Annotated in this window: 14 protein-coding genes and 1 other RNA gene; 8 read left to right on the forward strand and 7 right to left on the reverse strand. The window is 51.8% G+C overall.

From position 1 onward, the window contains the following. Positions 1-145: 145 nt before the first annotated feature. The 5 genes from dnaJ to hrcA form a co-directional block, all read right to left on the reverse strand. A complete protein-coding gene (gene dnaJ, locus PY990_RS09035; protein WP_105029379.1) occupies positions 146-1,273 on the reverse strand; it encodes a molecular chaperone DnaJ in 1,128 nt (375 codons plus the stop codon). Between the two features lie 145 nt (positions 1,274-1,418). Continuing rightward, positions 1,419-3,371 (reverse strand): molecular chaperone DnaK, encoded by a 1,953-nt coding sequence (gene dnaK, locus PY990_RS09040; RefSeq protein ID WP_275271330.1) that lies wholly within the window; start codon positions 3,369-3,371, stop codon positions 1,419-1,421. Between the two features lie 112 nt (positions 3,372-3,483). After that, positions 3,484-4,083, reverse strand: coding sequence for a nucleotide exchange factor GrpE (grpE, locus tag PY990_RS09045; RefSeq protein WP_275271331.1), 600 nt, complete (start codon positions 4,081-4,083; stop codon positions 3,484-3,486). 143 nt (positions 4,084-4,226) lie between these two features. Continuing rightward, the gene (gene hemH / locus PY990_RS09050; protein WP_275271332.1) at positions 4,227-5,333 is read right to left on the reverse strand and encodes a ferrochelatase; all 1,107 of its coding nucleotides are present in this window, start codon (positions 5,331-5,333) and stop codon (positions 4,227-4,229) included. 65 nt (positions 5,334-5,398) lie between these two features. After that, entirely contained in the window at positions 5,399-6,415 is a 1,017-nt protein-coding gene (gene hrcA, locus PY990_RS09055; RefSeq protein WP_168427070.1) for a heat-inducible transcriptional repressor HrcA, read from the reverse strand. Positions 6,416-6,506: 91 nt separating this feature from the next. Here hrcA and PY990_RS09060 point away from each other — a divergent pair, with 91 nt between their 5' ends. Both PY990_RS09060 and recN read left to right on the forward strand, forming a co-directional pair. Next, complete coding sequence (locus tag PY990_RS09060; protein ID WP_275271333.1) at positions 6,507-7,460, forward strand: NAD(+)/NADH kinase; 954 nt, start codon at positions 6,507-6,509, stop codon at positions 7,458-7,460. After that, complete coding sequence (recN, locus tag PY990_RS09065) at positions 7,450-9,105, forward strand: DNA repair protein RecN (protein ID WP_275271334.1); 1,656 nt, start codon at positions 7,450-7,452, stop codon at positions 9,103-9,105. The genes PY990_RS09060 and recN overlap by 11 nt, the downstream gene beginning before the upstream one ends. A 33-nt stretch (positions 9,106-9,138) precedes the next feature. Here the strand turns inward: recN and fur are convergent, their stop codons facing one another. Then, positions 9,139-9,567, reverse strand: coding sequence for a ferric iron uptake transcriptional regulator (fur, locus tag PY990_RS09070; RefSeq protein ID WP_105029386.1), 429 nt, complete (start codon positions 9,565-9,567; stop codon positions 9,139-9,141). Positions 9,568-9,689: 122 nt separating this feature from the next. Between fur and PY990_RS09075 the strand changes: the two genes are divergently transcribed. The 6 genes from PY990_RS09075 (at position 9,690) to PY990_RS09100 (ending at position 12,761) form a co-directional block, all read left to right on the forward strand. Beyond that, positions 9,690-10,181, forward strand: a complete 492-nt coding sequence (locus PY990_RS09075; protein WP_275271335.1) for an outer membrane protein assembly factor BamE — start codon at positions 9,690-9,692, stop codon at positions 10,179-10,181. Between the two features lie 6 nt (positions 10,182-10,187). Next, complete coding sequence (gene dapB, locus PY990_RS09080; RefSeq protein ID WP_275271336.1) at positions 10,188-11,006, forward strand: 4-hydroxy-tetrahydrodipicolinate reductase; 819 nt, start codon at positions 10,188-10,190, stop codon at positions 11,004-11,006. A 105-nt stretch (positions 11,007-11,111) separates the two neighbouring features. Next, entirely contained in the window at positions 11,112-11,339 is a 228-nt protein-coding gene (locus PY990_RS09085) for a hypothetical protein (protein WP_193976771.1), read from the forward strand. Beyond that, positions 11,340-11,675, forward strand: a complete 336-nt coding sequence (locus PY990_RS09090) for a cell division protein ZapA (RefSeq protein ID WP_105029388.1) — start codon at positions 11,340-11,342, stop codon at positions 11,673-11,675. A gap of 11 nt (positions 11,676-11,686) precedes the next feature. Continuing rightward, positions 11,687-11,867: non-coding RNA, 6S RNA (gene ssrS / locus PY990_RS09095), on the forward strand. Between the two features lie 21 nt (positions 11,868-11,888). Continuing rightward, a complete protein-coding gene (locus tag PY990_RS09100; protein WP_275271337.1) occupies positions 11,889-12,761 on the forward strand; it encodes a sulfite exporter TauE/SafE family protein in 873 nt (290 codons plus the stop codon). Between the two features lie 7 nt (positions 12,762-12,768). Here PY990_RS09100 and lgt read toward each other — a convergent pair whose 3' ends face one another. Further along, positions 12,769-13,617 (reverse strand): prolipoprotein diacylglyceryl transferase, encoded by an 849-nt coding sequence (gene lgt / locus PY990_RS09105; protein WP_275271382.1) that lies wholly within the window; start codon positions 13,615-13,617, stop codon positions 12,769-12,771. Positions 13,618-13,665: the final 48 nt, after the last annotated feature.

Here is a 13,665-nt window from a genome sequence, read left to right on the forward strand (position 1 = left end):
CCAGGAACCGATGCGAAGATGCTTAAGCGTTTCGCATGCCGCAAGCCAGAGGCATCAAGCCGGATTGAGAAGTATTGCTGAGGCAAGGTGGTGTAGCACCGAAACCGCAAAGATCACTAGCCGCAAGCCAAATCAAACGGCTGGCTTAGCCGAAAAAGTCCTTTACCTTGTCCATCCAGCCCTTAGCCCTTGGTGAGTGCTTGTCACCATCGGCTGTACAAGACTGCTCAAACTCCTTGAGCAGTTCTTTTTGACGCTCAGACAAACGCACCGGTGTTTCCACCACAATGTGGCAGAACAAATCACCCGGGTAGGATGAACGCACACCCTTGATGCCCTTGCCACGCAAACGGAATGTTTTACCTGTTTGCGTACCTTCAGGAATATCAAATGACGCTTTACCTCCCAAAGTGGGCACCTCAATGGTGCCGCCCAACGCAGCAGCAGCAAATGAAACCGGCATCTCGCAATGCAAGTCATCACCATCACGCTGGAAAACTGCATGCTCTTTCAGGTGTACTTCCACGTACAAATCACCAGCGGGGCCACCATTCACACCAGGCTCGCCCTTGCCACTCAAGCGAATGCGCATGCCATCGTCGATACCGGCGGGCACCTTCACTTCCAGGGTTTTATTGGTCTTCTTGCGACCCAAACCTTCACAGTCGTGGCATGGGTGCGGAATCATCTTGCCGGTGCCATGGCACTTCGGGCAGGTTTGCTGCACGCTGAAAAAACCCTGGGTCATGCGCACAGCACCCGATCCACCACAGGTAGAACAGGTTTCAGGCTTGGTGCCCGGCTTGGCACCACTTCCAGAGCAAGTACCGCAGTTGTCCCACACCGGCACGCGGATTTGGGTATCAAAACCCTTGGCCGCCTGCTCCAGCGTAATTTCCATGTTGTATTTCAGGTCTGAACCACGGTACATCTGCGACTGGCGAGAAGCACCACCGCCTGCGCGGCCACCAAAAATATCACCAAAAATATCGCCGAAGGCATCTGAGAAATCCGAGAAGCCACCTGCACCGCCGCCACCCATATTGGGGTCCACACCCGCATGGCCGTGTCTGTCATAGGCCGCACGTTTCTTGGGGTCAGTCAACATCTCATAGGCTTCTTTGGCCTCTTTGAACTTGGCCTCCGCATCCTTGCTGTCTGGGTTGCGGTCGGGGTGATACTTCATGGCCATTTTTCGATAGGCTTTTTTCAGCTCATCGTCCGTGGCATTTTTTTGTACACCCAAAATCTCGTAGAAGTCCCGTTTTGCCATGTCAGTCTCAATTCATGCAGCCGTTCGCGAAACACTGCTTTTATTCGTACAAAAAGGGCTTCACTGAAAAACCGCAACAGATGCAGCCAGCCAGTGTGCCCTTGGTTTTTGGCGAGGCACCCACAAAGGCGCCTCGCTGCCAACATTACTTGTCTTTCACTTCCTTGAAGTCTGCATCTACTACATCGTCAGCATCGTCTTTCTTGGAAGAGGCCTGCTGCTCAGCACCACCTGGGTTTGCACCTGCCGCGGCTCCTTCTGCAGCTTGTTGGGCCTGCATGTCTGCGTACATCTTCTCGCCCAATTTCTGGGCTGACTCGGCCAATTCTTTGGTGCGTGCATCAATGGCGTCTTTGTCTTCGCCCTTGGCAGCTTCTTCCAAAGCCTTGCATGCCGCTTCAATCTTTTCTTTTTCACCAGCTTCCAGTTTGTCGCCATACTCGCCCAGCGACTTGCGGGTGCTATGCACCAGTGCATCTGCCTGGTTCTTGGCCTCCGCCAACTCACGGCGCTTGGCGTCATCGGCCGCATTGGCCTCGGCATCTTTCACCATTTTCTGGATCTCATCTTCACTCAAACCAGAGTTGGCCTTAATCACAATCTTGTTCTCTTTGCCGGTGCCTTTGTCTTTTGCAGACACATGCAAAATACCGTTGGCATCAATGTCAAAGGTCACTTCAATCTGCGGCACGCCTCGTGGCGCGGGTGGAATACCTTCCAGGTTAAATTCACCCAAACTCTTGTTGTCGTTGGCCATCTGGCGCTCACCCTGGAACACCTTGATGGTTACGGCAGGCTGGTTGTCATCCGCGGTTGAAAACACTTGGCTGAACTTGGTCGGGATGGTCGTGTTTTTCTCGATCATCTTGGTCATCACGCCGCCCATGGTTTCAATACCCAAAGACAACGGTGACACGTCCAGCAACAACACGTCTTTGCGATCACCACTCAATACGGAACCCTGAATTGCGGCACCAGCAGCCACTGCTTCGTCGGGGTTCACGTCTTTGCGGGGCTCTTTGCCAAAGAAGTTTTTAACCGCTTCCTGTACTTTGGGCATGCGGGTCATACCGCCCACCAAAATGATGTCGTCAATTTGTGAAGTGGACACACCTGCATCCTTCAAGGCCATTTTCATGGGCTCAACGGTGCGGGCAATCAGGTCTTCAACCAGCGCTTCCAGCTTGGAGCGGCTCAGCTTGGTGGTCAGGTGCACGGGTGCGCCGTTGGCCATCGCAATGTAGGGCTCGTTGATTTCCGTTTGCTGCGAGGAAGACAATTCAATTTTCGCGCGCTCGGCTGCAGCCTTGATACGCTGCAAAGCGATTGGGTCTTTCGACAAATCAACGCCATTGTTCTTTTTGAACTCGTCGATGATGTGGTCAATAATACGCTGGTCAAAATCTTCACCGCCCAGGAAAGTGTCACCGTTTGTAGAGAGCACTTCAAACTGCTTCTCGCCGTCGATGTCGGCAATTTCAATGATCGACACGTCGAAGGTACCACCACCCAAGTCGTACACTGCAATCTTGCGGTCGCCTTTTTCAGCCTTGTCCATACCAAAAGCCAAAGCGGCTGCGGTAGGTTCGTTAATAATGCGCTTTACGTCCAGGCCGGCAATACGGCCGGCGTCTTTCGTCGCCTGGCGCTGGCTGTCATTGAAATAAGCCGGCACTGTAATCACGGCCTCGGTTACTTCTTCGCCCAAGTAGTCTTCCGCAGTTTTTTTCATTTTGCGCAGCACTTCGGCCGACACCTGTGGGGGCGCCAGTTTTTGATCGCGCACGCTAACCCATGCGTCGCCGTTGTCAGCTTTCATGATAGAAAAAGGCATCATGTCGATGTCTTTCTGTACTTCGGCGTCTTCAAACTTGCGACCAATCAAACGCTTCACCGCATACAAGGTGTTTTTGGGGTTGGTCACGGCCTGGCGCTTGGCGGGTGCACCCACCAGAATTTCACCATCTTCCATGTAAGCGATGATGGAAGGGGTTGTACGCGCACCTTCCGAGTTTTCGATCACTTTGTAACCACCGCCTTCAAATACCGCAACGCAAGAATTGGTGGTACCCAAGTCAATGCCAATAATCTTTCCCATGAATTTCTCCGTGATTTCTAAATTCAGTAATATTCGGTTAAAGCTGATATGGGGCTAAAGCCCTTCAGTTCAAGGGGTTTTTCAACCCAGCTTCAAAAATTTATTGCGCTGCCTATTGTGCAACTGAGACCAAAGCGGGTCGCAACACACGGTCATTAATCAAATAACCCTTTTGCAACACCGCCACCACATGGTTGGGCGCAACAGCGGGCTCAACGGAATTTCCCGGCACCATGGCCACCGCCTGGTGCTGATTGGGATTAAACTTTTCTCCCACGGGGTTAAGCACCATCACCCTGCCACGCTCAAATGCAGCTTCCAGTTGACGAAGGGTTGCAGCAACGCCGTCTTTCAATGCTTCCGGGGTCTGGTTTTCTACAGCCAGTGCCATTTCAAGACTGTCGCGAACGGGTACCAAGGATTCAGCAAACGATTCAATCGCGTACTTGTGTGCCTTGGCCACGTCTTCTTGAGTGCGGCGGCGCAGGTTTTCCATGTCGGCAGCCAGGCGCAAATACACCTCTCGGGATTTCTCCACCTCGTGGTGTGCATTTTCCAATGCTGCCTTCAGCACAGAGATTTCGTCTTGGGGCGCTTCTTGCTGAACAGCCTGTTCAGTCTCATTTTGGGTCTGCGCGCCTTGCTGCTGACCTTCTGGTGCCTGGGCAGACGTTTGTTCGTCCGTGGCCGGCTTTCCAGTGGGTTCTGACATGTCTTTTCCTCCATTAAAATTCAAAAGAGGCGACAGGCCTTTACCGGTCGCCCCTACTCTTGGCGGTAAATGAGGGCTTGAACGCGAAATTCAAGCCCAAAAAGTAGAAATACGCAGAATTACGCTGAATTGTTGACAGAAACTTATTGCGCGCCCATTTCAAGCGCCAATTTTCGACTCTCGGCAAGTTCCTGTGCCATGGATTCTTCGTAACCCATGTCGACTGGCCAGCCCTGCATGTGCTGCGCGGTTATTTCGGACAGCATGGCCGCGGCCAGCTCGCTGTCATTCAGGCAGGCAATGTAATGAAACTCGCCTCCCCCCGCATGCTGAAAGTCTTCCCGGCCTTCCTGATTAATTTCCTCCAGCGTTTCAAGGCAATCGGCCATAAAACCTGGGCACATCACATCAATACGCTTGGTACCAACCTGCCCCAAGGCTTCCAGGGTTTTATCGGTGTATGGCTCCAGCCATTTGGCTTTGCCAAACCGGCTTTGGAACGTAACCCTGTAATTGCCCTTTTGAAGCCCCAGTTCCTCGCCCAGTAAGCGCGCAGTTTTGTAACACTCGCAATGGTAAGGGTCGCCCTTGAGCAAGGTCATTTCAGGCACACCGTGAAAACTGAACAACAGCACATCACCCTGATCAAAATTCGGGCGCCCATTGACTTGCCAGTGCTTACGCACGCTCTCAGCCAGGGCATGGATATAAGCCGGGTGATCGTGATAGTGCTTCACCAAACGTAATTCGGGAATGTTGCGCACCGGCTTGGCCCAGTCAAACACCGCATCAAACACCGACGCAGTAGTGGCCGCCGCATATTGAGGATACAGAGGAAACACCAGCACACGGTCATAACCATCTTTGCGAAGCTGATCCATTCGACTGGCCACGGAGGGGTTGCCATAACGCATCGCCAAATCAACACGAACATCCCAGCGCCGGGCCTTGAAAGCTTCGCTAAGCACCTTGACCTGCCTTTTACCAATCGCCAATAGAGGCGAGCCCTCGTCAGTCCACACCGTGGCGTACTTGGCTGCGGATTTTTTGGGGCGAATCTGCAAAATAATGCAGTTCAAAATGATCCACCACACCAGCTTGGGAATTTCAACCACACGTGGGTCAGACAAAAATTCCTTCAAATAACGCCGAAGCGATGGTGTATCTGCATTGTCTGGAGTGCCAAGGTTAACGAGTAAAACCGCGGTTTTCTGGGGCGTGCCGTGACGAAATGGAGCTTCGGTGCGCATGGATACTACCTAATGAACATCAAGGCTGAAAGTATACCCAAAGCTGACTGCCGGGGTGGCTCACCCTACTCCGGATCCGACAAAGCCGAAGAAACCAGCTTCGATGTGATATCCACAATCGGAATCAACCGCTCGTAGGCCATGCGTGTAGGGCCAATCACGCCCAGAGTGCCAACCACCTCACCGTTCACATGGTAAGGCGCCGAGATCACGCTCATCTCCTCCATGGGCACCAGGCTAGAATCACCACCGATGAAAATTTGCACACCTTCGGCCCTGTTGGAGCTTTCAAGCAGGCGCAACAACGCAGTGCGTTGTTCAAACACACCGAACATTTTTTTCAGGCGCTCCATGTCCGTCGACAAATCCGATACATCCAGCAGCTTTCGCTCTCCCGACAGCAACACACCATCGGCCTGGCTTTCCTCAGATTCTGTACCCGCATTCACGGCAGCTTGCATCAATTTGCTAATATCCTGGCTAATTTGGTGGAGCTCTTCCGACAACCTCTGTTTGGCCTGCTGAAAACTCAAACCTGCAAAATGCTGGTTGAAGAAATTCGCCGCCATGGTCAATTCGCTTTGTGTGTAAGGCTTCTCGACAATCAATATTCTGTTTTGCACATCACCATCGGGTGTCACGATAATCAGCAACACCTTTCTATCCGACAAACTTAAAAATTCCACGTGTCGAAACAAAGCCGCCTTTTTCGGCGCTGTAATCACCCCGGCAAAAGAGGACAAACTGGAAAGCAAGTTCACTGCCTTGTTTAAAACACGGTTAGGGTCCTCACGTAGAATTCCTCCGCTTAGGGCGGATTGCACATCGATTGCTAAAGGTTTTACGGTAAGCAGAGAGTCAACAAACATGCGGTACCCCTGAGGCGTGGGCACTCGACCCGCCGAAGTGTGGGGCGATACCACCAGGCGCAGTTCTTCAAGGTCAGCCATCACATTTCGAATAGTGGCCGGGCTTAAATCGAGCGTCGAATACTTGGACAAAGCCCTCGAACCCACCGGGTTGCCCTCTGTGATGTACCTTTCAACCAATGTTTTCAATATGGAACGGGCGCGTTCGTCTATCATCAATGTCACTTCAAATGCGTGTTGCGATACGATTGGGCTTAGGATTAACACCAAGGCTTCACTTTACGACAAAAACAGGGAATCAAGAATGCCGAAACAGAAAGGGATGTGCATTGCTGTGTTTGCCAAACATGGCGCCTCCCCAAAACAGGCCATTTGGCGAAGTGTGGTTGACCTACTGGCCGCCAACGCCTTCCATGTGCTGGTGTGCGATTCCATGTTGAGCAGCGGTTCTTCGAGAAAATCAAAACCTGAATGTGATGAAGCCAACTTTGAATTTGCCAATTTGGCCCTGATCAAAAAAAAGGCGAAAATTGCGGTCATCATTGGTGGCGACGGCACTTTTCTGGGCACAGCCCGAGAATTAGCCGACTGCAACATTCCCTTGATCGGCATTAATCAGGGCCGCCTGGGATTTCTCACCGACATTCGCTTGGACGACATCAACCCGACCTTGATTGATACAATTAAAGGCCAATCGGTATCAGAATCCCGTGCCTACTTGCAAGGTCAAATCATGCGTGAAGGCAAAGTGGTACAGAATCACATTGCCTTAAATGACATCGTGATCAGCCGCGGTATCGTGGGCGGCATGGTTGAACTGCGTGTAGAAGTTGATGGTACATTTATGTACGACCTGCGTGCGGACGGCCTGATTGTGTCAACCCCCACGGGATCAACAGCCTACGCGCTTTCTGCCGATGGGCCAATTCTGCACCCAAGCCTTGCAGGCCTTTTGATTGTGCCTGTTGCGCCCCATGCGTTGACCAACCGGCCAATCGCCCTGCCCCAACACAGCACAATTGATATTTTTGTAACTGGCGGCAAGCAGACCGGCGTGCACTTTGACATGCAGTTCAATGGCCGCGCCAAAGTGGGTGATCAAATACGGATCAAGGTGTCACCACACCCTATCCAGCTTTTGCACCCGGCACGATATGATTACTTCGCCATGTTAAGGCAAAAATTGCACTGGAGTGCAAGCCCCACGGAAGCCCCCCACAAAACTCGAGGACTCAGAGACAGCGGCCATGCTAAGTAGTTTGACCATTCAAGATTTCGTTATTGTCGATAAACTCGATTTGCATTTCGCCCCAGGCATGTCGGTGTTGTCCGGAGAAACTGGCGCGGGCAAGTCCATTTTGATTGATGCGCTGTCGCTGTGCTTGGGCGCGCGAGCCGATGCATCGCAAGTTCGGGAAGGTTGCGAACGCGCCAATATCACAGCGGTATTCGAGTTGAACCCTGCGGCCAAAGCCATTCTCGATGAACAATCTATTGACTGCAGCGAGGGCGAAATGCACCTTCGCCGGGCCATTGAATCGAATGGCAGGTCAAAAGCCTACATCAACGGGACGCCGGTGCCTGCCAGCACGCTAAAAGAATTGTCTGAAACATTGATCGACATTCACGGGCAACACGCGTTTCAAACGCTTGCAAAGCCTGGGGAGCAACTGCGCTTGCTGGACGACTTCGGCCAACACGGCGACCTTGTCCAGGCCACTACCCAAATTTACTCCCGATTGAAAAATGCGGAAAAATCCCTGAAACAGGCCCAAAGCAGCCAGGAAGACCGGGCAGCGCGCCTTGAAAATTTGCAATGGAAACTGGACTCACTGAGCAAAGTGGCACCGAAGGCTGGCGAATGGGAAACCCTGAGCGGCGACTTCGACCGCTTAAGCCATGGCGCAGAATTGATCGAGGGCACGCAACACGCAAGTGATGTGCTATCGCAAAATGAAAATGCCCTGCTTGACCAACTTACCCAGGTCATTGAAAAGCTTAGCCACTTAAGTACCCGGGACCCAGCGCTTGAAGGCGTGGTCAAAACACTGTCTGAGGGCGAAATATTAATTCGGGAAGCCAGCTACGATTTGGGCAATTACCTGAAACACAGCGACCTGGACCCAGACACACTGGCTGAAGTGGAAGCACGCATGTCGCTTTGGCATGAAACCGCCCGCAAACTGCGCATTCAGCCGGAAACACTGCACACGGAAATGGAAAGTGTACAAGCCGAAATCAAGGGGCTTGAGGAAGGTTTCGATATAGAAAAGCTGCAGAAGGAATTGGCCACCGCGCGGCAAGCCTATGAAACACAAGCCGATCTGCTTAGTACAGCGCGCAAAAAGGCTGCTCAGGCCTTGTCAAAACGCGTGACTGAATCCATGCAAACACTCAGCATGCAAGGTGGCGTGTTTGTAGTTGATGTGGCCAAAGGTGAACCCTCGATCAAAGGCAGCGACAACATTGAATTCCGAGTGGCTGGGCATCCGGGCGTTACGCCCCAAGCCATTCAGAAAGTGGCCTCAGGTGGCGAACTTGCGCGTATCAGCCTGGCGATTACCGTGAATACCGTTGAAAGTACGCCTGTACCCACCCTGATTTTCGATGAGGTGGACAGCGGCATTGGTGGCGCTGTTGCTGAAACTGTAGGGCGATACCTCCGCCTATTGGCCGCAAAAAAACAAGTGTTATGCGTAACCCACCTACCTCAAGTAGCAGCACAGGGTCACAACCATTTTCAAGTCAGCAAAGACATTTCTGCACAAACGACACGCTCAAAGATTGTGCAATTGGAGGCCAAAGCCCGGGTGGAAGAAATCGCAAGAATGCTGGGCGGTCAAGTGATCACCGAGGCCACGCGCACTGCTGCGCATGAAATGATTGCCTCGGCCAATGGTTGACTTCACTGTCGGGTGCGCTTTACCAAAGCCTGATTATTTGCGCCTGTTTTCGCAGTCTTTTTTGGTACATGAACCGTAAAGAGAAAGTGCATGATCGTGAAGTTCAAACCCACGGTCTTTGGCAATCATCTTTTGGCGACGCTCAATTTCCTCGTCAAAAAACTCCACTACTTTGCCGCACTGCACGCACACCAAATGGTCGTGGTGAGCGCCTTCATTCAACTCAAACACCGATTTGCCCGTCTCAAAGTGCTGGCGAGCCAGTAAACCGGCTTGTTCAAATTGCGTTAAAACCCGGTAAACCGTGGCCAGACCGATGTCCAGGTCTTCTTGCAGCAGCAGTTTGTAAACGTCTTCAGCACTCAGGTGACGATGTTGCCCGCTCTGGAACAATTCCAGAATTTTCATTCGTGGCAGCGTTGCCTTTAAACCAATGCTTTTGAGATCCGTTGCTGTAGTCATGAGTTTGGTACCATTCTGAGGCTTAATCGAGTTCAAGTAGCTTATGATAACGCCTTTGCAGGACATGTTAGCGCACCGAATAAGGTACTCTGTTCCCACTTCACATGCGAATTCACAAAACAATGCGTATTTTACGACTGAATTTGATTCTTTGCTCGGCCATGGCCCTAGGGGTTTCCGCGTGTTCAATCATTCCGGACAACTACGTCCCCTCTTTCGTCAAACCCTACAAGTTTGATATTCAGCAGGGTAACTTCATTACCCAGCAAGACGTGGCCAAACTGCAAGTGGGCATGACCAAAGAGCAGGTGCGCTTTATTCTGGGCACACCCTTGTTGAATGACGCCTTCCACGCCAACCGCTGGGACTACGTTTACCGTTTGATGCGCGCTGGTGGACAAACCACACAATCACGTTACACCGTGATTTTCGAGAATGAACGAGTGGCCCGCCATGGTGGTGAAAACCTGCCTGCCAGCCCAACCGATTTGTTGGGCCCAGACAGCACCACCAAAGTGCCGACGGAACCCTTGCCCTCGGAAAAACCAGCCGAAGACATCAAGGATTCTGAATCTGCAGTGGGCGGCACAGAACGCGCACCCGTACTTAAATAAATAGCCATGACCAAGCCAATTCAAATTGCAATTGCCGGCGCCAGTGGGCGCATGGGCAAAACATTGATCGAAGCCATTTTGAACCACCCCGACTGCGAACTCGCCGGTGCTTTTGATCAAGCTGGTTCACCCAGCATTGGTCGAGATGCTGGCGACTTCATGGGTATTTCATCGGGAGTACTGGTTACCGACAATGCGGACACCGCCCTCGTCAATGCCGATGTGTTAATCGACTTCACCCGCCCCGAGGGCACTTTGCACCACTTGGCCTTGTGCGAGAAACACGGCGTGAAGGCCGTGATTGGCACCACAGGGTTCGAACCGAAACAACTGGAAGCGCTGAAAAAAGCATCCGAGAAAGTGGCCATGGTGTGGTCTCCCAATATGGCGGTTGGCGTAAACGCCACATTCAAACTGCTGGAAGTGGCTGCAAAAATTTTGTCACAAGGCTACGACATCGAAGTCATCGAAGCCCACCACAGCAAAAAAGTAGATGCCCCTTCGGGCACTGCATTGCGCATGGGCGAAGTGGTTGCCAAGGGCCTGGGGGTTGATCTTCAAGACGTAGGCGTTTTCGCCCGGGAAGGCATTACCGGCGAGCGCAAGGCCGGCACCATCGGCTTCTCGACCATTCGTGGTGGCGATATTGTGGGCGACCACACTGTACTATTTGCCGGCATTGGCGAGCGTATTGAAATTACGCACAAATCTTCAAGTCGCATGACTTATGCACAAGGCTCAATTCGGGCAGCCCAGTTTTTGATTGGTCATGAAAAAGGTTTGTTTGACATGCAAGACGTGTTGGGCTTGAAAACTTTGTTTTAACCTAAAGCGAAACTGTAGTAGATTGCCGTAAGCAACTGTATAGTCAAGTTAAAATACCAACAACAGCAACCCTCGGGAACTATTACCCGAAGATGGAGCCAGCCAATGACGCAATCACTGCTTGCGAAACTCGACGAACTTCAAGTCAAAGTGTCCAGCCTGGCCAAAGCCCTTGAGCAGAGCCGCTTCGACAACAAGTCGGCCAAGGAACAAATTGAAGCCCTGCGCCGAGAAAATGAATTGCTTCACAAAAAAGTGAATCATGCACAAGGTCAAATCAACCAAATGCTGAATCAATGGTTCCCTGAACTTGAATTGAACTCGGAGGAATAATTGGAAGCACTTGACGTAAAAATCATGGGCCGGGAATTCCGCATTGCCTGCAAGCCCGAAGAACGCGCAGCCTTGCAGCAAGCTGTCAATATTGTAGAAACAAAAATGTCTAGCATCCGCAACACTGGTAAGGTGGTCGGGCTTGATAAAATCGCAGTCATGGCGGCCTTACAAATCGCGCATGAATCGCTCGTTGGTAGTAACCCTTCCAACCCTGTTTTAGGACTGGACATTGAGACGATTGAGCGTAAAATCGAGGCTATCGAACAAATGGTTGATGGCAGCCTGAACAATGCGGCTGCTGGCAAGCCCAAGAATGCCGACTTGTTCGAATAAAGAATTTTGTTTTATCTCTGCCGTGTCTGTATTGGTCAGTATTCCGTGAACCAATATCTGTGATCCCGGTTGCGGACTTTTCAGGGTCGGTGTGATTCCCTCTTTGTCAGGGAAACCTAAAGACCCTAATACTGCGACCCACTTGAACCTTAGGTTCAGGGATCGGGCCAGTATGGCATCGGCAGAGACCCCCACACCGGGGCGATTGAACCTATGTTCAGTCGCCTCTTTTTTTATTCTGTCCAGATTCAAACCAAAAAAAATTTAATCACCATGTTCGATCCGGTTTTTATAGTTTCACTGCTTGTTTTGGGTGTAGTCAGCGGCGTGTTGGCTGGCTTGTTGGGCATTGGTGGCGGCATGCTGCTGGTGCCCTTTCTCACTTTCCTGATGGTTAGCCAGGGCGTGCCCGTCGAGCATGTGGTGCACTCCTCCATTGCCACCTCACTGGCCATCATCATGTTTACCAGCATTTCGAGCATGCGTGCTCACCACAAGGCTGGCGCGGTGCGGTGGGACATCGTGAAGTTCCTCACCCCAGGTATTCTCATCGGTGGGTTTATTGGATCGAAAGTGGTGTCTTACTTACCTACCAAAGAACTGGCCTTGGTATTCGGTGCTTTTGTTATTTTTTCCGCTTACCAAATGTATGCCGACAAGAAACCCAAACCAAGCCGCACTTTGCCGGGAAAAACAGGTCTTGCGGCTGTGGGTGGCGTAATTGGAGCAGCCTCGGCAATTGTAGGCGCCGGAGGTGGGTTTCTGTCGGTGCCCTTCATGGTGTGGAGCAACATCAACCTGCGCAATGCGGTGGCAACATCAGCTGCCTTGGGTTTTCCGATTGCCGTGTTTTCAAGTGCCGCTTACGTAATCAACGGACAACACTTGCAAGGCATGCCAGCTGGGTCCCTAGGCTATGTTTATTTGCCCGCTGTGGCCTGCGTGGCAGTGATGAGCGTGCTATTTGCCCCTTATGGTGCAAAACTGGCGCACACCCTGCCTGTCAAAAAGATCAAGCGCATTTTTGCACTGCTGCTAGCTTTCATTGCCATGTCCATGATTTACAAAGCAGTTACCGGCTTCTAATTCATTATCACTTGCTGCGTTTGCTGCCCTTGCCTGCTTTTGCCTGGGCAGCTTCCAACGCAGTCATGGTTTCAAGCCCTGTGGGCTTGTTTCTTGACCATGCCAACAAGGCGAACCCACCCAGAATCATGGGCACACACAACCATTGCCCCATCGACAATCCCAGAGAAAGTGTACCCAAAAAGCGGTCTGGCTCGCGGGCATACTCCACCACAAAACGGGCGGCACCATAGCCAATCAAAAACCAGGCTGACACTGCCGCACGCGGGCGTGGCTTGCTGGCGAACCACCAAAGCCCAATGAACAAGGCAATACCTTCCAAACTCATTTGGTAGAGCTGTGATGGGTGGCGTGCAACTGCATCGCCCGCCTGCGGAAACACAACCCCCCACCAGCCATCGGTCGGGCGCCCCCACAACTCACCATTGATAAAGTTGCCAAGGCGACCCAAGGCCAATCCGATTGGTACGGCAGGCGCCACGAAATCCATCACATCAAAAAACTTCCAGTCTTTGTACCTGCCGTAAATAAAACACACCAGCAACACGCCCAGAAAACCGCCATGAAACGACATCCCACCTTCCCAAATTGCGAGAATTTCGCCAGGGTTGGCCATGTAATAATCGGGCTTGTAAAAAAATACATAGCCCAATCGACCACCCAGAATGACGCCCAAGACGGCCCAGGTCAGCATATTGTCCACATCAGACATCTTGATGGCTGGGAACAAATGCAAGCGGCGCTTGGCCAGCATGATGAAGGCAACAAAAGCCAACAAATACATCAAACCGTACCAGCGAATGGCCACAGGGCCGATCGAAATGGCAATGGGATCGAATTCAGGATGTACAAACATGGAAAACCCGGAATGTGAAAAACCGTTCAATTGTACTGCCCTAGGGAC

This window comes from Limnobacter olei (assembly GCF_029087225.1).
In the GTDB taxonomy this organism is placed as follows: Bacteria; Pseudomonadota; Gammaproteobacteria; order Burkholderiales; family Burkholderiaceae_B; genus Limnobacter; species Limnobacter olei.